Genomic DNA, 20166 nt, shown 5'->3' on the forward strand with positions numbered 1-20166 from the left:
CCCCGCGGCCGACGCCGCGTGGGCGTTACGACAGCAGGCCCTTCATCGTCGTGATCTCGGCCTCCTGCCCGCTGATGATCGCTTCGGCGAGTGCTTTCACCTGGGCGTCGCTCGTCGTGGCCAGCACGTTGTCGGCCATCTCGATGGCACCCTCGTGGTGCTCGATCATCATCGTCAGCCACTGACGGTCGAACTCCGCACCCTCAGCCGCGCTCAGCGAGCCCATGTCCTGCTCGCTCATCATGCCGGTGCCGTGGCCGCCGCCGTGGTCCGTGTTGCCGGAGGCGAGCGGAGAAGCGTTCCACTGCTTCAGCCAGGCGGTCATGGTCTGGATCTCCGGGCCCTGCGCACCCTTGATGTTCGTCGCGAGCGCTTTGACCTGCTCGGAGACCCCATCCTTGGCGAGGGCGACCTCGGCCATCTCGACGGCCTGCTCGTGGTGCGGGATCATCATCTGCGCGAACATGATGTCGCCCGAGCGCGCGGCCGAGACACTCGAGCTCGAGGAGGACGAGTCGCCTTGGTGCGTCCCGGCCCCGGAGCCGTCGGACGACCCGCACGCGGCGAGGACGAGGGCGAGGCTGAGAGCAGCAACGGGACGGGCTGCACGACGCAGGGGGGACATGGGGCTCCTCGGACGCAGACGGACGGAAGGACCAGCCTCCCTTACCCACCCCGCAAAGAGATCAGCATTCGATGAAGATCTGCTGAAGTCCGCCCAGAGCCCAGACCTCGCTCAGCCCAGGTGTCCCCTCACCGAGGCGTGCCCGCGGAGCAGGTTGCGGGCGATGGTCCGCCGCTGGATCTCGTCGGTGCCCTCGTAGATGCGCAGCAGGCGGAGCTCGCGGTACCACCGCTCGATCGGGAGCTCCCGGGTGTAGCCCATGCCGCCGTGCATCTGGAGGACCCGGTCGACGATCTCGTTCGCCTTGATCCCGCCATAGAGCTTGGCCATCGACTGGGCCTGACGCGAGTCGAGGCCACGGTCGACCTGCCAGGCCGCCGACAGGACGAGCCACCGCAGCGCCTCGATCTCGACGGCGGAGTCCGCGATCATCCACTGGATGGCCTGTCGTTCAGCGATCGGCTTGCTGAACGTGACCCGCGTGCGCGCGTGGTCCATCCCCATCTCGACGAGGCGTTCGCAGGCACCGAGGGCGCGGGCGGGAAGGAGGTAACGGCCCTTGCCGATCCACCGCATTGCGAGCTCGAACCCGTTGCCCTCCTCCCCCAGGATGCTCGAGTGCGGGACCCGGACGTCATCGAAGACAAGGGAAGCCGGCCCCCACTCTCCCATCGTGTCAATGGGCCTGCTCTGCCACCCCCGCTCGCGGTCGACGAGGAAACAGGTGACCCCTCCGTCGGCGCCCTTCTCCCGGTCGGTCACGGCGAAGACCATGACGAAGTCGGCCTCGTCGCCCCCCGTGATGAAGGTCTTCTCGCCCCGGATCACCCACTCGTCACCGTCCCGGCGGGCTGTCGTCCGGATGGCGCGGGCGTCTGACCCGGCCCCGGGCTCGGTGATCGCGAAGCACGACTTCCGCTCACCGTTGATCGTCGGGACGAGGTAGGTGGCCCGCTGCTCGTCGTTGGCGACGTAGAGGATGTTGTCCGCGTCGCCGCCGAAGCGGAACTGCACGAAGGACCGACCGAGCTCCATCTCGATCAGTGCCGTCATGACCGCACCGAGCGCCATCCCGCCGTACGCCTCGGGTGTCTGGATCCCGAAGAAGCCGGCGTCCTTGGCCTTGCGCTGCAGGCTGGTCAGCTCGTCGGGCCGCAGGCCACGCTCACCCCGGCGTTCCCGGGCCAGGACCTCCGGCTCCATCGGCATGATCTCGCGGCGCACGAACGTCCGGACCCAGTCTCGGATCTCACGTTCCTCGCCGGTCAGCTCTAGGTCCATCCCCGGGCCCCTCTCCTCGTCGCTCGTCCTCTGTCAGTTCCCGGGGATCCCGCTCGCCGGCGGGGCGTCCTGGGCCGCACCTGACGTGTCCTCGGTGATCGGCGTGTCGCCGAGGTCCGTCACGAGCACCTTGGTGAGCTCGGTGCCGGCGCCGCCCTTCAGCTGGGTCACCTGGAGCCCACCGATCCCGAGGTGGTTGTCCTTCGAGTAGCGGAACGGGGCGAGCTGCGGGCCGTCGAACGTCGCTCCCTTCTCCTCGAGCACCGTGACGATGTTCTCGCGGGTCACGTCCTGACCGGCGGCCTGGAGCGCCTGGACGAACGCGTAGGCGTGGGACATACCGTAGATCCGGTAGTTCGTCAGGTCCTTGCCGTTGCCGTTCGCGGCCCAGACCTTCTGCCAGAGCTTGGTCCACTCGTTGTCCGGGGAGTCGACGCCGGGGATGTACTCCGTGGTGTAGACCCCGTCGAGGGCCTTGCCGCCGGCCTTGACGGCGCCCTCGGAGAACCGCTCGAGGAGGGCTCCGACGAGGTTCGCGTCCGAGCCGATCGAGCTGTAGAACCACGCGGGCTGGTAGCTCAGCTTCATCGACACGAGCTGCGTCAGCGCGGTGTAGGACGGGGTGTTGAAGCCGATGATGAGATCCGCCTTGGCGGCCTGCAGCTTGGCCAGCTGCGGAGCGACGTCGGTGTTGCCCGACGTGTAGCGGACCGTCTCCACGATCTGGTCACCGAGGAAGCGCCGGACGCCCTTCTCGCCGTCGACGCCCAGATCATCGTCCTGGAGGAAGAGGCCGACGCGGGCGTCCGGCTTGTTCTCCTTGATCCACTGGCCGATGATCTTCCCCTCGATCTCGTAGTCCGGCTGCCAGCCGAACGTCATGGGCCGCTCCGCCGGCCTGTCGCCCCAGCCGAGCGAGCCCGAGGACACGAAGAGGTCGGGCACCCCCTCGTCGTTGAGGAAGTCGACCACGGCGCTGTGCGTGGGGGTGCCGAGGCCACCGACGATGGCGAAGACCTCGTCCTTGAGGACCAGCTCGTTGACGACCGAGCTTGTGTTCGTCGGGTTGTAGCCGTCGTCCCGGACGATGTACTCGATCTGGCGGCCGTGGATTCCGCCCGCCGCGTTGACGAAGTCGAAGTAGGCCTTCACCCCGTCGGGGATCTCGCTGTAGCCGGGGGCGGCCACGCCGGTGAGCGGGTAGTGCGCTCCCACCTTGATGGTCGTGTCCGTGACGCCGACGACGTCCTCGGCCGCGGCAGGGGCGCCGGAGCTGCTCTCGCCTGCGGGCCGCCCGCCGGCTCCGCAGGCCGAGAGCAGCAGACCTGCGGTGACGAGTGCGGCGAGGCCAGGCACGGTCCTCGTTGACCAGGTGTTCATGGGTGTCTCCTGTGGTAGGTGGTGGTGATCACGAGTGGAATCTGTTGGTGCGCAAGCGACCACCGGTCAGGTGGGGCGCCTGCGATGTGCCAGCCCCGATCGGATGGTCCCGACGAGTCCGGCTGGTGCGAGGAGGATGACGAGGATCACGGTGAGCCCGTAGACCAGCGGGGCGAGCTCGGCCGCCTGGAGGTCGCTGAGGCCCGCGTCCTGCCCGATGGACGTGACGACCTGCGGGAGGAACGTGAGGATGGCGGCGCCGATGAGCGCGCCGAGCAGGCTGCCGAGGCCTCCCAGCACGATGGCGCTGAGCAGACCGAGGGACAGCGTGAGGGTGAACCCGCTCGGTGCACTGACACGGACGACCAGGGCCATTACGGCGCCAGCCAGCCCGGCCGCCGCCGCACTGACCACGAAGGCCAGGACTCGAGCGCGGCCGAGGTTGATGCCGGCGATGGCCGCCGCAACCTCGTCGTCCCGGACGGCCCTCCAGCGCCGACCGACCCGGCTCGCGCCGAGGTTCGCGAGCAGCAGGTAGGTGAGGACCAGGCAGAACCACGCGACGTAGGCGACGTACTTGCGGCCGGTCAGCTCCTGCCCGGTGATGAAGAACATCGTGTCGAGAAGCCAGACGGGCGCCTCGGGCACCCGCAGGGTGAGGCCCTGCTCGCCGCCGAGCTGCTCGGAGAAGTAGAGCGCGACGCCGGGCACGGCCACGGCCAGCGACAACGTCGCGCCGGCGATGTAGGGACCGTGGAGGCGGGCCGCCGGGATCCCGACGGCGACGCCGACCACGAGCGTCACGACGGTTGCGATCGCGAGCACGACGACCAGCGGCGGTGCCCCTGCACGGCTCTGCAGCAGCAGCGCCGTGGTGTAGGCGCCGACGGCCATGAGGGCCCCGTGTCCCAAGGACAGCTGCCCGCTCTGGCCGGTGAGGACGGTGAGCCCCCCTGCCGCGATCGCGAGGTAGGCCATCGACGAGAGCTGTCCCTGTCGGAACGAGCCCGCGGTCTCGATCACGACGACGATGAGGGCCAGCCCGACCAGCGCGACGAGCAGGTGCCGGGCGAGCGGTGGGAGCCGGCGCCAGGACAGGCGGTCGCGCATGGAGGCCGGCACTGTTGTGGCCACGTCACACCTTCCTCTCGGTGACGGTGGAGAAGAGCCCTCCCGGCCGCACGAGCAGGACGACCATGAGCACGACCAGGGCTGCGAGCGGCACCAGAGCGGCACTGACCAGACCGCTGACCAGGCTCAGGACGAGGCCGAGCACCAGGCCGCCCACGACCGCTCCGGCCGGGCTGTCGAGGCCGCCGAGCACTGCCGCGACGAAGCCATACACGACGACCGAGTCCATGTAGCCCGGATGGACGAGGCTGCCGCCGGCGATGAGCAGTCCGGCGAGCGAGCCGACGAGCGCGGCGAGGGCCCAGCCCAACGTCAGCAGCCGGCCGACCCGGACGCCGAGGAGCCGGGCGACCTCCTGGTTGAACGCTGCCGCTCGCATCGTGAGGCCGAGGTCCGTCCGTCGGAAGAGGAGCACGAGCAGCCCCATCACCACGAGGACCGAGACGATCGTGAAGATCCCGAAACCCGTCAGGGCGATGGACACCTCCCCCGCGCGGAAGCCGCTCAGCCCGAAGGGCGCCGGGAAGGAACGGAACCGCGCTCCGAAGATGACGGCAGCGAGGGCGTGGATGACGATGAACAGGCCCAAGGTGAGGATCACGGCGTTGACCTCGGAGCCGCCCTCGACGGGCCGGATGACCACCCGCTCCACCACGGCCCCGAGCACGAGCCCGGAAGCGAGGGCAGCCGCGAAGGCGAGCCAGAACGGCTGACCGGCATCGATCAGGGTGAGCGCGACGTAGGTCGTGATCATGGCCATCGGTGCCTGGGCGAAGTTCACGATCCGCGTCGAGCGCCAGATCATCACCAGGGCGAGGGCGAACGCGGCGTAGACCATGCCGAGCGTCAGTCCGGTCAGTGTTGTCGTGAGGAGCTGCTGCACAGGGTCCTCCTCCCTCAGAAGCCCAGGTAGGCGTGGCGGAGCTGTTCGTCCTGCGCGAGTGCCGCAGCCGAGTCCTCGGCGACGACGCTGCCCAGGTTGAGCACCACGCCGTGGTCGGCGATGGACAGCGCGCTGCGGGCGTTCTGCTCGACGAGGACGACGGTGAGGCCGTCGCGCTCGACGAGCTCGCGGATGGTCGTGAAGATGTGGGTCACGATGCGGCCGGCCAGACCCAGGGAGGGCTCGTCGAGAAGCAGCACCTTGGGTGCGGCGATGAGGGCTCGCCCGATGACGAGCATCTGGCGCTCGCCACCCGAGAGGACGTGGGCGAGGGCGTTGCTTCGGTCACCCAGCACGGGAAAGAGCTCGTAGATCGCGTCCAGTGCCACCTCTGGGGCGCCGCGACTGCGGCCCAGACTGCCGAGCCTGAGGTTCTCTGCGACGGTCAGCTCGGTGATCACGCCTCGTCCCTCCGGGACGTGCGCGAGACCCAGCCGGCTCAGCTCCTCGGTGTTGACGCCGCGCAGGTCGGTGCCGTCGAGCACCACTGATCCCCGCTGGATGGGCAGCAGGCCGGAGATGGCCCGGAGCATCGTGGTCTTTCCCGCGCCGTTGGCGCCGAGCACGGCAGTGATCCGCCCACGGCCGGCGCGGAAGGACACCCCGTCCAGGGCCCGGACCGGCCCGTAGTGGGCGGTCAGGTCGCACAGCTCGAGCACGCTCACCCCCTCCTCGCGGCTGGCGCGCCGGGCGCGCTCGCCTCGCCCAGATAGGCCGCGAGGACCCCAGGGTCGTCCCGGACCTCGTCCGGCCGTCCGCTCGCGATGACGCGACCGAAGTCGAGGACGACCAGGCGGTCGCAGACGGCCATGACCAGGTCCATGTGGTGCTCCACGAGCATCACCGACCGCGATCGGCGCAGGTGGGCGATGAGCTCGGCGAGCTCGTCCATCTCGGTGTTGGACAGGCCGCTCGCCGGCTCATCGAGCAGCAGCAGCTCTGGCTCACCGACCATAGCTCGCGCCAGGGCCACCCGCTTGCGCACGGGGTAGGGCAGCCCTTCGGGATGCCGGCTCGCCTCAGCTGCGATGCCGAGCTCCTCGAGGACCGCCATGGCCCGGTCGCGCAGGGACCGCTCGTCCTTCGCTCCACGGGACAGGGCCAGCAGCCCGGAGAGGAAGCCTGCACGGGCATGCCGGTCGGCGCCGACCATGACGTTCTCGAGGACGGTCATCCGGTGGAAGAGCCCGAGCCCCTGGAGGGTGCGGCCGATCCCCAGACCAGCGAGCTGGTGCGTCTGGAGCCGATCCAGCCGGCGCCCCTTCCATGAGATCGCGCCGGCGTCCGGGCGCACGAAGCCGCACGCGACGTTGAACAGGGTGGTCTTGCCGGCACCGTTGGGGCCGATCACGCCGAGCACCTCACCCGCGCGCACCTCGAGGGACACCTCGCGGAGGGCGATGACGCCGCCGAACGCGACGCTCACGTCCTGCGCCTCGAGCAGGACTGCGCCACCGCCCGTTCCGGGGTCGAGAGAGCCGGACACGTCAGGCGGTCCGGGCAGGTCGCTCGCGGTCACATCAGCTCCCTTGCTCAATGTGGGTGGGACCACTGTCGCTGCGTCTCGCAACCACGTGAATGGGCGCAGCGCACAAAATGTCTCGGCCTGAACGCCACAAAGCGTCCCCGCAACGGTGGCGAATCTGTGCGCGGAGTGCGACTCTGGGGCATGGCTACCGGCGCAGGGCCGCGCACCTCGTCGGCCGGCAAGGTCGAGATCTCAGCGGAGGACGAGCTCGCCATCCAGGAGGCGTGGGCTGCCGTGGTCCCGGAGGCGGACCGGATCGCCGACGAGATCACCCGGATGCTCTTGGCGAAGGATCGCGGCTTCTACGAGTCGATCCCCGCCGAGATCGCCGCAGACATCCGTGCCGGCACCCGCGAGAACATCCGGCGTGGCCTGCGCAACATGTCCGGCCAGCCGCAACCCGAGGGCCGGGCCGTGGACCTCTGGCGGGACACCGGGCGACGTCGCGCCAGGCAGGGCATCCCTCTCGAGCTCGTCCTCAGTGCCTACTCACTCGGTGTCCGGGTCCTGTGGGAGGCCCTGCTGGAGCGCCAGCGCAGCCAACGGCTCGAGGTCGACGAGCGCGTGCTGATCCTCGCCGGGCACGCGGTGTGGAGCGCGCTGGACGTCCAGAACGCCATCATCGTCGAGGCATATCGCAGCGAGAGCCTGCGGATGCAGCGGCTCGACCTGCGACGCCGTCTCAGCGTGCTCGACCGCCTCGCCGAGGGCCGCGGCAGCGACCCCGCCTTCGCGGAGGAGGCCCGGCAGGTGCTCGACCTCGGGTCGCACGACAGGGTCGCCTGTGTCGTCGCGATCCTCGGTGCGAGGGCGGAGAGTCCGCTCCGGATGCCCGAGGACGGGCTCGAGCGCATCGACGTCACCTCGCACTGGCACATTCGGGGTGGTCACCACTTCGGCCTGCTCGTCCTGGGCGAGCACGACGTCGCGGACGTCGTGAGGGTGCTCCGGCCGATGACCTCGGGACGGGTCGGCATCATGGCGTCCAGAACGGGCCTCGCCGGCTTCGCGACAGCGTTCCAGCTGGCCGCCCGGGCCGCTGCCACGCTCCCGGAGGAGGGTTCCGGCGTCGTCCCCGCGGCGGACCGCCTCCCGGAGCTGCTGCTCGCCCGCAGCCGTGAGGTGACGGAGTTCCTCGTCGCCGAGGCGCTGGGCCAGATCCTCGCCCAGCCCGACCAGCACCAGCGGATGCTCCTCGACACGCTGGCTGCCTACCTGCGGCACGACCTGTCACCGACCCACGCGGCCGCGGAGCTGACCTGTCACCGAAACACGGTGATCTACCGCGTCCGTCAGCTCCGCGCGCTCACCCGGCTCGACCCGCACCGACCGCGCGACCGCATGCTGCTCACCCTCGCGCTCATCGCCATCGGCCGCCCTCCCGAGGGTGGTCCCGTGGCCCCCGCAGTGACCTCGTGACGCTGAGCAGAGCAGAGGCGCCGTATGCCGCTGGGCTCGCTCCCCTTCGTCGAGTGTGCACTTCCTGCCACCGCAGCAACGGCACGAACTGCACACTCGAGCTAACGGGGTGGGCGCGTGCGGACCATCAGGCCGATGTCGCCGGACTGGACCACGTCGCCGTGCTGGTTCGTGAGAGTGAACCGGCGCGACAGGATGCCCGCGTCCCCGGCGCTGGTCCGCCGCGCCCCGGTGATCTCGACCGTGACGTGAACCGTGTCGCCGATCCGGATGGGCGCGTGGAACCGCCAGCCCTCGATGCCGAGCAGGGCGATCGAGCTGTCTTCGAAGATCCCGAGCCGCGACGCGAGGCCCATCGCGACCGACAGTCCGAGCATGCCGTGCGCGATCCGTTCGCCGAACCGGCTCTCCCGCATCGACTCGGCGTCGGTGTGCGGCGGGTTGGTGTCCCAGCTCCACCCGGCGAACAGCACGACGTCGGTCTCGGTGATGGTGCGGCCCTGGCTGGTGAAGGTCTGGCCGACGCTGAAGTCCTCGAAGAACACCGGTCAGCCCCCCACGCCGATGGCCTCGTCGGCCCGGTCCGGGACGGCGACGGAGGGCCGCTCGCTGCGGCGCTCGTGGAGAGCCAGGGCGACCACCGCGGCGAGCACGATCGCGAAGCCGACCCACTGCGACCCGTCCAGCGTCCGGCCGAGGACCGTCACCCCGACGACGGCCGCGGTGATCGGGAAGGCCAGCTCGGCGAGGGTGGCCCGTGAGGCCGGAGTGGTGCGCAGCCCCCGGTAGTACAGGAGCAGGGCGACCAGTCCCGGGACCAGGGCGAGGACGACGATGTTGCCGGCCGAGCCGGCGTCGATGCGGACCGACGTGCCCGTGACGAGCGAGATCACGGCCAGCGCCACGAGACCCACGCCGAAGCGGAGGGTGGTGAGCTGGCGGAAGGTCAGCTCCGCGCTGGCGGCGCGTCCGAGAACGGTGCCCGCCGCCCACAGGGCCGCTGCCCCGAGGGCGAGCCCAGCGGCATACAGGCTGGTGACACTGACCGCGAAGGGCTCGGGGAAGCTGAGCAGCCACGCGCCCGCGATCGCCGGCACCGCGAAGAACGCGAACGACGCGCGCAGCCGCTCCCCGAGCAGGACGGCCGCGAGCAGGAGGGCGATGAGGGGCTGGAGCTTCTGGAGCACCTGCGGCGTGATCGGGTCGCCGAGCCGGAACGCCGACGTGAAGAGCGTCGTCGCGAGCGCGGAGGAGCCGGCCCCGATGACGAGCACACTCACCTGCGTCCGTCGGCGCGCGACGGCCACCGCACGGAGCGCCCCGACGAGCCAGGGAGACACGAGCAGCGCGAGGACGACGTGCTCCCAGAAGACGATCGCCACGGAGGGGTACTGCTTGGCGAGGGGATCACGCCAGATCGCGGACAGCCCCCAGAGGCTGGCGGCGAGCGCGATGAGCCACGTGCGGTCGGCGTTGCGGGTTCGCAGGTCCGGCATGAGTGACAGCCTACGAGGGGTGGCGGACGCCGGACGCCGCGTCTCAGCCGATGAAGGGCGCGGTCCGCTTGAGCTCCTCACGGGCGATGGTGCGCCGGTGGACGGCGTCGGGGCCGTCGACGATCCGCAGCACCCGCGCCCACGCGTAGAAGTACGCGAGCGGGGTGTCACCCGACACGCCGGCCGCGCCGAAGACCTCGATGGCCCGGTCGATGACCTTCGTCGCCATCGCGGGCGTCGCGACCTTGATCGCGGCGATCTCGGTGCGGGCACCCTTGGCGCCGTACTGGTCGATCAGCCACGCGGTCTTGTAGACGTAGAGCCGCGCCTGGTCGATCTCCATCCGGGACTCGGCGATCAGCTCCTGCACGACTCCCATCTGGGACAGGTGCTCGCCGAACGCGACCCGCGACTTGGCCCGGTCGACCATCAGCGCGAGCGCCCGTTCGGCCATCCCGATGGCCCGCATCGCGTGGTGGATCCGGCCGGGGCCGAGGCGGGCCTGGGCGATCATGAACCCGTCACCCTCGCCGGCGATGAGGTTGGCGACGGGGACCCGCACGTCGCGGAAGACGACCTCGGCGTGGCCGTGCTGGTCGTGGTAGCCGAAGATCGACAGGTCCCGCTCGACCGTCAGGCCCGGGGTGTCGCGCGGCACGAGGATCATCGACTGCTGCCGGTGCGTGTCTGCCGACGGGTCGGTCTTGCCCATGACGATGAAGACCTGGCACCGCTCGTCCATCGCGCCGCTGCTCCACCACTTGCGCCCGTTGATGACGTACTCGTCGCCCTCGCGGCGGATCACCGTCTGGATGTTCGTCGCGTCGGAGGAGGCGACGTCGGGCTCGGTCATCGAGAACGCCGAGCGGATCTCCCCGGCGAGCAGCGGCTCGAGCCAGCGCTCCTTCTGCGCCTCGGTGCCGAACAGGTGCAGCACCTCCATGTTCCCCGTGTCGGGGGCCTGGCAGTTGATCGCCTCGGGCGCGATGACCGGCGACCACCCGGAGATCTCCGCGATGGCGGCGTAGTCGACGTTGGTCAGGCCCGACTCGGCCGGCAGGAAGAGGTTCCACAGCCCCCGCCGCCACGCCGACTCCTTGAGCCGCTCGACGACGGGCGGGTGATCGTACTGCCCGTGCTCGGCCAGGTGGGCGTAGTAGCCCGCCTCGGCCGGGAAGACCTCCTCGCGCATGAAGGCCCACATGGCCTGGGACAGCTCCTCGGCGCGGGGGGACGGTGCGAAGTCCATTACTCCTCCTTGACTGCGTGCAGGCCGGCGGCGACGAGCGGCTCGACGGCCGCTCCGATCGAGGCGAACCCCGCGCCGACGGTCTGCCCCTGGGTGTAGCGGTAGTGGATGCCCTCGAGGATCACCGCGAGCTTGAAGTAGGCCAGCCCCAGGTGGAACGAGAGGTTGCCGAGATCGCGACCCGACCCAGCGGCATACCGCTGGAGGATCTCGTCGGGGCCGAGCCAGCCGGGGGCGAGGGCGACGTCGGACACGCCGGCGCCGCCACCGAGGCCGGCGAGCGCCTGGTAGACCTGCAGCAGCCCGACGTCGGTCAGGGGGTCCCCCAGCGTGGCCATCTCCCAGTCGAGGACGGCGGTGACCTGGTCGCGGCCGTCGGTCGTGTCGACGAGGAGGTTGTCGAGGCGGAAGTCACCGTGCACGATCGCCGGCGGCGACTCCGGGGGGACGTTCGCGGCGAGCCAGGCGTGCAGCTCGTCGATCCCTGCGACGTCGCGGCTGCGGGAGCCGTCGAGCTGCTTCTTCCACCGGCGCACCTGCCGCTCGAGGAAGCCCTCGGGCCGCCCGAAGTCGCTGAGCCCCACGGTGTCCGGGTCCACCGCGTGGAGCGCGACGAGCGTGTCGACCATCCGCTCGCAGATGGCCCGGGTCCGCCCCGGGCCGAGCGGCTCGAGCTCGGCGGCCAGGCGGAAGGGCGTGCCCGGAGCGAGCTCCATGACGTAGAACGGCGCGCCGATGACGCTGTCGTCCGGACACACCGCGTAGGTCGCGGGGACCGGGACGGGCGTGTCGCGCAGCGCCGTGATCACGCGGTGCTCGCGGACCATGTCGTGGGCCGTCGCGAGCACGTGCCCGAGCGGTGGTCGGCGCACGATGACGCCGTGCTCGCCGCCGGTCACGACGTAGGTGAGGTTGGACTTGCCCCCCGCGACCAGCCGTGCGGTGAGGGGCGGGCTGAGCAGGCCCGGCGCCTCCCGCGCGAGGAAGTCGGCGAGGGCGTCGAGCGGCAGGCCGGGCGGGTCGGCCGACTCACTCGAGTCACCGATGCCGTATGCCGCTGGGCTCGCTCCCCCGGTCGGCTCTCCGGGCGCGGGTGGCTGGGTCACGGCACGTAGACCCAGACGACGTCGGCGACACAGGCGGGTTTGGCGCCGCCCTCGATCTCGACGGTCATGCGGACGACCGCCTGGGTGCCGACCGCGATCGGGGTCAGCTCGAGCAGCTGCGCCGAGCCGCGGACCCTGCTGCCGACCGGGACCGGCGCGGGGAACCGCACCTTGTTCGCCCCGTAGTTGAGGCCCAGCTGCACGCCGTCGACCCGGTAGATCTCGGCGGCGAGGACCGGCAGGAGCGACAGCGTGAGGTAGCCGTGGGCGATGGTCCGCCCGAACGGACCGCCCTTGGCCCGCTCGGGGTCGACGTGGATCCACTGGTGGTCGCCCGTCGCGTCGGCGAAGAGGTCCACCTGCTGCTGGGTGATCTCGTGCCAGTCGCTCTGCCCCAGCTGCTCGCCGACCGCGGCGGCCAGCTCCTCGAGTCCGGTGAAGGTGCGCATGTCAGGCCTTGGGCCCGCCGGCGACGTAGATGACCTGCCCCGACACGAAGCCCGCGTCCTCACGCACGAGGAAGGCGACGGTCGCGGCGATGTCCTCCGGCTGGCCGACCCGCCCGACCGGGATCTCCTTGGCCGCACCCTCGAGGAACTGCTCGAAGGTGATCCCCATCCGCTCGGCCGTCGCCCGGGTCATGTCGGTCGCGATGAAGCCGGGGGCGATCGCGTTGGCCGTCACCCCGAACCGGCCCAGCTCGATCGCCAGCGTCTTGGTGAAGCCCTGCAGCCCCGCCTTGGCCGCCGAGTAGTTCGCCTGACCCCGGTTGCCGAGCGCCGAGGTCGAGGAGAGGTTGACGATCCGGCCCCACGTGGCCTCGGTCATGTACTTCTGGGCCGCGCGGGTCATGAGGAACGAACCGCGCAGGTGGACGCCCATCACCGCGTCCCAGTCCGCGACGGTCATCTTGAAGAGCATGTTGTCCCGGATGATGCCCGCGTTGTTGACGAGCACCGTGGGGGCGCCCAGCTCGGACGCGACCCGCTCGACGGCGGCCTGCACCGCGGCCTCGTCGGAGACGTCCACTCCCAGCGCGAGGGCCCGTCCCCCGGCCGCCTCGATCTCGGAGACCACTGTCCCGCAGGCGGCCTCGTCGAGGTCGAGCACGGCCACCGCGAAGCCGTCGGCGGCGAGGCGCCGGGCCACGGCGGCGCCGATGCCGCGGGCGGCACCCGTGACGATCGCGGTGCGCTGCTGGCCAGTCTGGGTCTGGGTCTGGGTCTGGGTCTGGTCGGGCTGGTCGGGCTGGTCGGTCATGGCTGGTGCCTCTCGAGTCGTTGCTGGATCTTGTTCATGCCGCTGAGCCACCCGTCCGGGTCGGCAGCGCGGCCGGCGTAGTAGTCGCGCACCGAGGGGTGCGGCAGGAGGTGGACCGAGTCGCCCTGCAGGCCCTGCCACACCGACTCGGCGACGTCCTCGGGAGAGAGCGTCCCGTCCCGGGTGAGGAGGTCCTTGAGCGGTCCCGCCCCATCGAGGATGCGGGTGTCGACCCCGAGCGGGACGATGGCCTGGACGATGATCCCGCGGTGCCGGTAGGTCGCGGCGAGCCATTCGGCCAGCGCCACGGAGCCGTGCTTCGTCACGGAGTAGGGCAGGTCGCCGAGCATCGTCAGCAGGCCTGCGGCGGACGCCGTGAGGACGAGGCGGCCACCGCCTGCCTCGAGCCACAGCGGGACGAGCCGCCGGGCGGCCCGGACCTGCGAGAGCACGTTCACCTCGAGCAGGCGGGCCCAGTCGTCGTCGCTGGCGTCGAGCCCGGCACCGGAGGTGATGCCGGCGTTGGCGACGAAGAGGTCGACCGAGCCGAGCTGCTGCAGGGCGTCGGTGATGAGGGCGTCCACCCCGACGGTCGAGGCCGCGTCCCCCGGCACGGGGTCCGCGCCGATCTCGGCGGCGGTGACGGACAGCTCGGCCGCGTCGACATCGTTGACCACGACACGCAGTCCCTCGTCGACGAGACGCCGCGCGATCGCCCGGCCGATGCCGCGTGCCGCGCCGGTGACCACGGCCGTACGCAGGGCGCTCCTCGGCGCGGTGTCGCGGTCTGGCATGGCACTCCTGGGCAGGTCGAGGCGTAACTAAGCGCTTGCTTACCTTGGCCCTGTTGGGGCGCCCCCGTCAAGTGCCCTGCCGCTGCATCCCCTCTTCCCGCGGTCGAGGTATCGGTCGACCACCAGGAGTCGATCCATACCTCGAACGCGGGTGCGATGTCGTGGTCGTGGGGGAGGATCGACCCATGCCGCTCGCCCTGTCCGAGGTCGTCGCCACCTCGCGCGCCGTCGCGACCACCTCGTCCCGCACGGCCAAGGTCGCCGCTCTGGCTGACTGTCTTGCCCGCGCCGCGGCCGAGGGTGCGCAGACCGTGGAGATCGTCGCGGCGCACCTCGCCGGTGTCCTGCCCCAGCGCCGCGTCGGCGTCAGCTGGCGCGGCCTCCGGTCCCTGCCCCAGCCGGCGGCCACCTCGACGCTGACCGTTCTCGAGATCGATGCCGCAGCCACCGAGCTGGCCGCGGTCACCGGACCGGGCTCGGCGGGGCGCCGGTCCGCGCTGGTCGGGTCCCTCTTCGAGCGGGCCACGGCGGACGAGCAGCAGTGGCTCCGGGCCCTCATCACGGGCGAGACCCGGCAGGGCGCCGGGGACGGCGTGATGCTCCAGGCCATCGCGAAGGCCGCCGGTGTCCCCGACGCCACCGTTCGCCGGGCCGTCATGCTGGCCGGGCACGCCGGGCCGGTGGCGCGGGCGGCGTTGGACGGAGGGGCAGCCGCCCTGGCCGCGCTCACGCTCGAGATCGGCCGACCGCTGCGACCGATGCTCGCCGGGTCGGCCCCGGACGTGGCGGCCGCCCTGTCCGGACTCGGTTCCGAGGTCCTCGTGGAGACCAAGCTCGACGGCATCCGCCTGCAGGCGCATGTGGACCGGCGCGTCGAGCCGGCGGACATCCGCCTCTTCACCCGCACCCTCGAAGAGGTCACCGACCGGATGCCTGAGATCGTCGAGGGCCTCACGACCCTCGACGTGCAGACCGCAGTGCTCGACGGCGAGGTCATCGCGCTGCGCGACGACGGGAGTCCGCAGCCCTTCCAGGTCACCGGCGCCCGGACCGCGAGCAGCGCGGACCCAGACCGCCTCAGGACCCAGGTGCCGCTCACCCCCTTCTTCTTCGACCTGCTGCACGTCGACGGCGAGGACCTGCTCGACCTGCCCGCCGCCGAACGCTGGAGCCACCTCGCCCGGACCGTTCCGGGCGGGTGGCTGCCGCGCCGGCTCCTCACCGGGGACGTCACGGAGGCCCAGGAGTTCTTCGACGAGATCACCAGGTCCGGCCATGAGGGCGTCGTGGTCAAGGACCCGTCCCTGCCCTACGCCGCCGGTCGGCGCGGGCCGGGATGGGTCAAGGTCAAGCCCCGCCACACGCTCGACCTCGTCGTCCTCGCCGTCGAATGGGGCAGCGGGCGGCGGCGCGGCTGGCTCTCGAACATCCACCTGGGCGCCCGAGACGCCGAGACGGGCCACCTCGTCATGCTCGGCAAGACGTTCAAGGGCATGACCGACGAGATGCTGCGCTGGCAGACCGAGCGATTCCGCGCGCTCGCGATCGACGACCCGGACTCCGACGAGTGGGTCATCCGCGTCAGCCCGGAGCAGGTCGTCGAGGTGGCCTTCGACGGCGTCCAGCGCTCCAGCCGGTACCCGGGCGGCATGGCCCTGCGGTTCGCCCGGGTCCTCCGGTACCGGGACGACAAGCCCGTCTCCGAGATCGACACCGTGCAGACGGTTCGCCGCCTCGCCGGCTGGTGACGCCCCACCTGCCTCCACCCCTGCACTCGACTGGCGCCCACGACCTGGCGTGGACCTGCGTCGCGCGGGTCAGCGCTGCGCGGCGATGCGCCGGTCCAGGGCCTCGATGACCGTCGTGCAGACGTCCATGTCGTAGAGCCGCTCGATGCTCTGCATCCCACCGGGGCTCTCGGCGTTGATCTCCACGACCTTGTCGCCGATCACGTCGATGCCGACGAAGAACATGCCGTCGGCCAGGAGCTTGTCCCGCATCGTCTCGACGACGGTGAGCTCGACGTCACCGGGGTCGATGGGCACCGACCGGCCGCCGACGCTGATGTTCGCCCGCGGGTCGTTGCCGGTCGGGACGCGCCGGAAAGCGGCCAGCTTTCCGTCGAGCTCGAGGATCTCCCCGTCGAGCACGAAGATCCGCACATCGCCGTTCTCGCCGCCGTCGACGAACTCCTGGACGATCGCGTAGCCGTCCTGCAGGACCGCCTCCGTCATCTGCGCGAGGTTCGTCTCGTTCTCGTCCTCGATCATGAACACGTTGCGGCCCTTGGCCCCGTACAGCGGCTTGACGACGGAGTGCCCGACCTTGGCCACGAACGCCTCGATGGCCGCGGGGTCGCGCGTCACGACGGACCGGGGCCGGATCTTCTCGGGGAACTCCTCGAGGTAGAGCTTGCTCGTCGCCCGGATCAAGGACATCGGGTCGTTGACCACCGTCACGCCGCGCGCCTTGAGCATCTGGCCGAACACGGCAGCGAGAGGGCTGGCCCACGGCCGCTCCTGGAGGTCGTCGATCGACTCGTTGCGAAGGAAGAGCGCGTCGAGGTCGTCGAGGACGATCCGCTCCGGGTCGCGTTCCTTGACCTGCTCCATGAACCCGGCGAGCGTGTCTCCCTCGGCGAACTCCGCCCGCCGGGCCCGCGCCAGCAGCCGCCCGTCGGTGTCTCCCAGCTCGACGTCCCCGACACCGACGTACCAGGCCTCATGGCCGCCCAGGCAGGCCGCTCTCGCGAGGCGGGTGGTCGTGTACTCGTCCACCTCGGTGGCGACGTCGTTGACAAAGAACGCGATCCTCATGCGGCTTTCTCTCCTTCGTAGAGGTCGATGACCGATGCGCCGGCGCGGAGCCTCTCGAGGCGCTCCTGGGCTCCGGGCACGTCGAGCCACCGGGGACGTACCCAGGCGGGACTGAGCACCTCTCGCTCGAGCAGCTCCTGGACGAGCGGGATGTGGTCCAACGCAAGCTTGCCCACGAAGAGCGGCTCGAGGGAGCCGCCCTCCGCGAGCATCTCGAGGATCCGCGAGATCCCCCGGAGGTAGATCGCGTCCTTGACGTTGCCGCCGCCGACGACGACCCGGGTGGTGATGTTCCACGCGGTCCTCGTCGGGATGCTGTGGTCGGTGCGCAGCGACTCGAAGATGTCGAGGAACCCGGCGCCCTCGAGGAGCCTGCCGACAGCGACGACGCGCCCGGCGAGCACCCGGAGCCGGCGTGGGTCCAGCCCGCCGGTGAGGTACTCGGCGAGCACGGCCAGCCCCTCCTGGGTCTCGTCATAACCCGGCAGCCCGATGGTCAGCAGCTGCAGCGGCTGCTTGGCACCGTTCTGGTAGGTGACGACGTGCGTCCCGATCTCGTGGTGGAGCAGGGGCTCGACCCGATCCGACCGGAAGGTCGCGGACTCGGGGATGAGCAGGCGACCGAACGACACCATCAGCTCCCCGACGTCGGCGCGCACGTCCATGGCCGTGGGGAAGTCCGCGTGGACCTCGCGGTACCGCGCGAACTCCGTCTTCGCAGCGTCCGCGAACGCGCCGGCCGTGACGCTCTGGGAGCTCGGAGCCTGGGGCGGGATCATCTCGAGGAGGTCCTCCGCAGCCCGAGCCAGGGACGGTGCGACGCCGCCGTAGAGCTGGAGCGACCCGTAGAGGAAGCGCGAGGTGTCCCGGTCCTCGAGAGCCGTGACCTGCCGGGCGATCTCGTCGCGTTTCGCCCGGAACAAGGTGTGCAGAGCAGGGTCCTCCACGGTCTCGATCTCGAGGTTGTAGAGGTCGCGTCGCACGAGGTCCGGGTCGAACTCCAACGGCCTCAGGCGCAGCGTCGGCGCGGTCCCGAAGTCGCTGCGCTCGAAGTCGGTCCACGCCTCGGCCGCGTTGACCGGCGTGAGGTTGAGCAAGAGGTCCAGCTCGCGCTCGATCTCGGTCAGCCGGGCGTCGACCTCGAGGACGGGGGCAAGCTGCTCCGTGGTGGACGTCATTCGAGAGACGTACCCAGCCACCTTCCCGAACCACGCCTCGACGCTCCCCAGCCGGTGCGGGAGGCGCCCACGTGGGTTGAGCGCCGTCGAGTGTGCACTTCGTGCCGTCCCCATCGACGAGAGGGAGGGCGAGCGCGCGGGCACGTGCCAACGGGAGCGAGCCCAGCGGCATACGGGGATAGGCTCGACGCGACTCAACCACAGCGCAGCCGAGGAGAACTCGTGAGCGAGCCCCGCACCATGGGAGTCGGCTCCATCCCGCTCGAGGGCCGCACCGCGTTCAGAGTCTGGGCGCCCCACGCCGAGTCCGTCGCGGTCGCGGGCAGCTTCAACGCCTGGTCGCCCGACCGGCACCGGCTCGAGCGCGAGGACGCCGGCCACTGGTACGGCGAGGTCGAGGGCGCGGGGCCGGGGGACGAGTACAAGTACGTCATCACGACCAACGGCGAGCAGCTCCATCGCGTCGACCCCCGCGCCCGCGAGGTCACCAACTCCGTCGGCAACGGGGTCATCTACGACCGCGACGCCTTCGACTGGCACGGCGACTCGTTCGCCACGCCGGACCACCACGAGCTCGTCATCTACGAGACCCACATCGGGTCGTTCGTCGCACAGGAGGGGGACCCCGGCGACATCGCGACGATGGCGAGCCGCCTCGGCTACCTCAAGAGCCTGGGGATCAACGCGATCGAGCTCATGCCCGTCGCCGAGTTCGCCGGCGACTACTCGTGGGGCTACAACCCCGCGCATCCGTTCGCCGTCGAGTCGACCTATGGCGGCCCCGACCGGCTCAAGGCCTTCGTGCGGGAGGCGCACCAGCACGGCATCGCGGTGATCCTCGACGTCGTCCTCAACCACTTCGGCCCGAGCGACCTGTCGCTGTGGCAGTTCGACGGCGCGTCCGACAACGGCAAGGGCGGCATCTACTTCTACCAGGACGACCGCTCGCACACCCCGTGGGGCGACACGCGCCCCGACTACGGTCGTGAGGAGGTCCGGCAGTACTGCCGCGACAACGCGCTCATGTGGATCGAGGAGTTCCACATGGACGGGCTCCGCTTCGATGCCACCCTCTACATCCGGACGGTGAGCGGCGTCGGCACCGACATCCCCGAGGGCTGGGCGCTGATGCGCGACATCAACCTGAGCATCCGGCAGGAGCTGCCGAGCAAGCTCCTCATCGCCGAGGACCTGCAGAACGACCCCGCCCTCACCTCGCTCGACGGCGCGGCGTTCAACGCGCAGTGGGACGCCGGCTTCGTGCACACCCTGCGCGCCCTGGTCACCACACCGGACGACGCGGCCCGGTCGATGCACGACCTCGCCGGCGTCGTCGCGCCGCGCGGCAACCCGTGGGAGCGCGTCATCTACTCGGAGAGCCACGACGAGGTGGCCAACGGCAAGTTCCGGGTGCCGCACGAGATCGACCCCGCCGACCCGTCCGGGTGGCCCGCGCAGAAGCGCGCCACCCTCGCCACGGCCATCGCCCTGACCAGCGCCGGGATCCCGATGCTCTTCCAGGGGCAGGAGTTCCTCGAGGACGAGTGGTTCCGGGACACCGTGCCGCTGGACTGGGAGCGCGCCGAGTCGTTCCGGGACATCGTGCGGCTCGTCCGGGACCTCGTCTCGCTCCGGCGCAACCTGACCGGCACCACGGCGGGGCTCACCGGACCACACACCGACGTGACCCTGGTGGACGACGTGGCCAAGACGATGGCCTGGGTGCGCTCGACCGACACCGAGTCGGCGTGTGTGGTGGTCAACGCGAGTGCCGAGCCGCGCGAGGTCACCGTCGGCCTCCCCCAACCCGGCCGGTGGGCGGTCCGCTTCAACTCCGACGCCGCGACGTACAGCGCCCTCTTCGGCGGCCACTCGACGCTCGACGTCGATGCCGGCGAGCCGGCCGTCGCGACGCTCTCCGTCGGCCCCTACACGCTCGTCGTGCTCAGTCCGGCGTAGC

At 70.8% G+C, this 20166-nt stretch carries 19 protein-coding genes; 3 read left to right on the forward strand and 16 right to left on the reverse strand.

Translation table 11 applies throughout. From position 1 onward, the window contains the following. Positions 1-25: 25 nt before the first annotated feature. The 7 genes from INTCA_RS16150 to INTCA_RS16180 all read right to left on the reverse strand — a co-directional run bounded on the left by INTCA_RS16150 (position 26) and on the right by INTCA_RS16180 (position 6879). A complete protein-coding gene (locus tag INTCA_RS16150; protein ID WP_013493995.1) occupies positions 26-625 on the reverse strand; it encodes a DUF305 domain-containing protein in 600 nt (199 codons plus the stop codon). A 111-nt stretch (positions 626-736) separates the two neighbouring features. Beyond that, positions 737-1906: an acyl-CoA dehydrogenase family protein gene (locus INTCA_RS16155; protein ID WP_013493996.1), complete on the reverse strand. Its 1170-nt coding sequence runs from the start codon at positions 1904-1906 to the stop codon at positions 737-739. Positions 1907-1939: 33 nt separating this feature from the next. After that, the gene (locus INTCA_RS16160; protein ID WP_013493997.1) at positions 1940-3286 is read right to left on the reverse strand and encodes an ABC transporter substrate-binding protein; all 1347 of its coding nucleotides are present in this window, start codon (positions 3284-3286) and stop codon (positions 1940-1942) included. A 66-nt stretch (positions 3287-3352) separates the two neighbouring features. After that, positions 3353-4420, reverse strand: a complete 1068-nt coding sequence (locus INTCA_RS16165; RefSeq protein ID WP_013493998.1) for a branched-chain amino acid ABC transporter permease — start codon at positions 4418-4420, stop codon at positions 3353-3355. 1 nt (position 4421) lies between these two features. Next, positions 4422-5300 carry a branched-chain amino acid ABC transporter permease gene (locus INTCA_RS16170; RefSeq protein ID WP_013493999.1) on the reverse strand — a complete coding sequence of 293 codons (879 nt, stop codon included), beginning with the start codon at positions 5298-5300 and terminating at the stop codon, positions 4422-4424. Between the two features lie 14 nt (positions 5301-5314). Beyond that, complete coding sequence (locus INTCA_RS16175) at positions 5315-6025, reverse strand: ABC transporter ATP-binding protein (RefSeq protein ID WP_041307878.1); 711 nt, start codon at positions 6023-6025, stop codon at positions 5315-5317. Continuing rightward, complete coding sequence (locus INTCA_RS16180; protein ID WP_013494001.1) at positions 6022-6879, reverse strand: ABC transporter ATP-binding protein; 858 nt, start codon at positions 6877-6879, stop codon at positions 6022-6024. Before INTCA_RS16180 ends, INTCA_RS16175 begins: the two co-directional genes overlap by 4 nt. Positions 6880-7029: 150 nt before the next feature. On the opposite strand from INTCA_RS16180, the gene INTCA_RS16185 reads away from it, so the two are divergent. Continuing rightward, complete coding sequence (locus tag INTCA_RS16185; RefSeq protein WP_013494002.1) at positions 7030-8307, forward strand: PucR family transcriptional regulator; 1278 nt, start codon at positions 7030-7032, stop codon at positions 8305-8307. Between the two features lie 101 nt (positions 8308-8408). Here the strand turns inward: INTCA_RS16185 and INTCA_RS16190 are convergent, their stop codons facing one another. From INTCA_RS16190 to INTCA_RS16220, 7 genes are read right to left on the reverse strand one after another with little or no spacing between them, the layout of a single operon-like run. Beyond that, the gene (locus tag INTCA_RS16190) at positions 8409-8852 is read right to left on the reverse strand and encodes a MaoC/PaaZ C-terminal domain-containing protein (protein WP_013494003.1); all 444 of its coding nucleotides are present in this window, start codon (positions 8850-8852) and stop codon (positions 8409-8411) included. A gap of 3 nt (positions 8853-8855) precedes the next feature. Next, positions 8856-9803, reverse strand: a complete 948-nt coding sequence (locus tag INTCA_RS16195) for a DMT family transporter (protein WP_013494004.1) — start codon at positions 9801-9803, stop codon at positions 8856-8858. Positions 9804-9846: 43 nt separating this feature from the next. Beyond that, complete coding sequence (locus INTCA_RS16200; RefSeq protein WP_013494005.1) at positions 9847-11052, reverse strand: acyl-CoA dehydrogenase family protein; 1206 nt, start codon at positions 11050-11052, stop codon at positions 9847-9849. Then, positions 11052-12158 carry a phosphotransferase family protein gene (locus INTCA_RS16205; RefSeq protein ID WP_013494006.1) on the reverse strand — a complete coding sequence of 369 codons (1107 nt, stop codon included), beginning with the start codon at positions 12156-12158 and terminating at the stop codon, positions 11052-11054. The genes INTCA_RS16200 and INTCA_RS16205 overlap by 1 nt, the downstream gene beginning before the upstream one ends. Next, entirely contained in the window at positions 12155-12607 is a 453-nt protein-coding gene (locus INTCA_RS16210) for a MaoC family dehydratase (protein WP_013494007.1), read from the reverse strand. The genes INTCA_RS16205 and INTCA_RS16210 overlap by 4 nt, the downstream gene beginning before the upstream one ends. Before the next feature lies 1 nt (position 12608). Continuing rightward, positions 12609-13418, reverse strand: a complete 810-nt coding sequence (gene fabG, locus INTCA_RS16215) for a 3-oxoacyl-ACP reductase FabG (protein WP_013494008.1) — start codon at positions 13416-13418, stop codon at positions 12609-12611. Next, a complete protein-coding gene (locus INTCA_RS16220; RefSeq protein ID WP_013494009.1) occupies positions 13415-14212 on the reverse strand; it encodes an SDR family oxidoreductase in 798 nt (265 codons plus the stop codon). Before INTCA_RS16220 ends, fabG begins: the two co-directional genes overlap by 4 nt. A gap of 185 nt (positions 14213-14397) precedes the next feature. Here INTCA_RS16220 and INTCA_RS16225 point away from each other — a divergent pair, with 185 nt between their 5' ends. Beyond that, complete coding sequence (locus INTCA_RS16225) at positions 14398-15960, forward strand: ATP-dependent DNA ligase (RefSeq protein ID WP_013494010.1); 1563 nt, start codon at positions 14398-14400, stop codon at positions 15958-15960. 69 nt (positions 15961-16029) lie between these two features. On the opposite strand, the gene INTCA_RS16230 is transcribed toward INTCA_RS16225, so the two are convergent. Both INTCA_RS16230 and INTCA_RS16235 read right to left on the reverse strand, forming a co-directional pair. Continuing rightward, positions 16030-17028: an ATP-grasp domain-containing protein gene (locus INTCA_RS16230; RefSeq protein WP_013494011.1), complete on the reverse strand. Its 999-nt coding sequence runs from the start codon at positions 17026-17028 to the stop codon at positions 16030-16032. Next, a complete protein-coding gene (locus tag INTCA_RS16235) occupies positions 17025-18206 on the reverse strand; it encodes a peptidase MATCAP family protein (protein ID WP_041307880.1) in 1182 nt (393 codons plus the stop codon). The genes INTCA_RS16230 and INTCA_RS16235 overlap by 4 nt, the downstream gene beginning before the upstream one ends. A gap of 222 nt (positions 18207-18428) precedes the next feature. On the opposite strand from INTCA_RS16235, the gene INTCA_RS16240 reads away from it, so the two are divergent. Then, entirely contained in the window at positions 18429-20165 is a 1737-nt protein-coding gene (locus INTCA_RS16240) for an alpha-amylase family glycosyl hydrolase (RefSeq protein WP_013494013.1), read from the forward strand. Position 20166 lies beyond the last annotated feature (1 nt).

This window comes from Intrasporangium calvum DSM 43043, assembly GCF_000184685.1.
GTDB classification, from domain to species: Bacteria; Actinomycetota; Actinomycetes; order Actinomycetales; family Dermatophilaceae; genus Intrasporangium; species Intrasporangium calvum.

Excerpts from the sequence above, each read along its gene's own strand:
- INTCA_RS16150 (WP_013493995.1), bottom strand. The coding sequence starts at position 625 with ATGTCCCCCCTGCGTCGTGCAGCCCGTCCCGTTGCTGCTCTCAGCCTC.
- INTCA_RS16155 (WP_013493996.1), bottom strand. The coding sequence starts at position 1,906 with ATGGACCTAGAGCTGACCGGCGAGGAACGTGAGATCCGAGACTGGGTC.
- INTCA_RS16160 (WP_013493997.1), bottom strand. The coding sequence starts at position 3,286 with ATGAACACCTGGTCAACGAGGACCGTGCCTGGCCTCGCCGCACTCGTC.
- INTCA_RS16185 (WP_013494002.1), top strand. The coding sequence starts at position 7,030 with ATGGCTACCGGCGCAGGGCCGCGCACCTCGTCGGCCGGCAAGGTCGAG.
- INTCA_RS16195 (WP_013494004.1), bottom strand. The coding sequence starts at position 9,803 with ATGCCGGACCTGCGAACCCGCAACGCCGACCGCACGTGGCTCATCGCG.
- INTCA_RS16200 (WP_013494005.1), bottom strand. The coding sequence starts at position 11,052 with ATGGACTTCGCACCGTCCCCCCGCGCCGAGGAGCTGTCCCAGGCCATG.
- INTCA_RS16210 (WP_013494007.1), bottom strand. The coding sequence starts at position 12,607 with ATGCGCACCTTCACCGGACTCGAGGAGCTGGCCGCCGCGGTCGGCGAG.
- fabG (WP_013494008.1), bottom strand. The coding sequence starts at position 13,418 with ATGACCGACCAGCCCGACCAGCCCGACCAGACCCAGACCCAGACCCAG.
- INTCA_RS16220 (WP_013494009.1), bottom strand. The coding sequence starts at position 14,212 with ATGCCAGACCGCGACACCGCGCCGAGGAGCGCCCTGCGTACGGCCGTG.
- INTCA_RS16225 (WP_013494010.1), top strand. The coding sequence starts at position 14,398 with ATGCCGCTCGCCCTGTCCGAGGTCGTCGCCACCTCGCGCGCCGTCGCG.
- INTCA_RS16230 (WP_013494011.1), bottom strand. The coding sequence starts at position 17,028 with ATGAGGATCGCGTTCTTTGTCAACGACGTCGCCACCGAGGTGGACGAG.
- INTCA_RS16235 (WP_041307880.1), bottom strand. The coding sequence starts at position 18,206 with ATGACGTCCACCACGGAGCAGCTTGCCCCCGTCCTCGAGGTCGACGCC.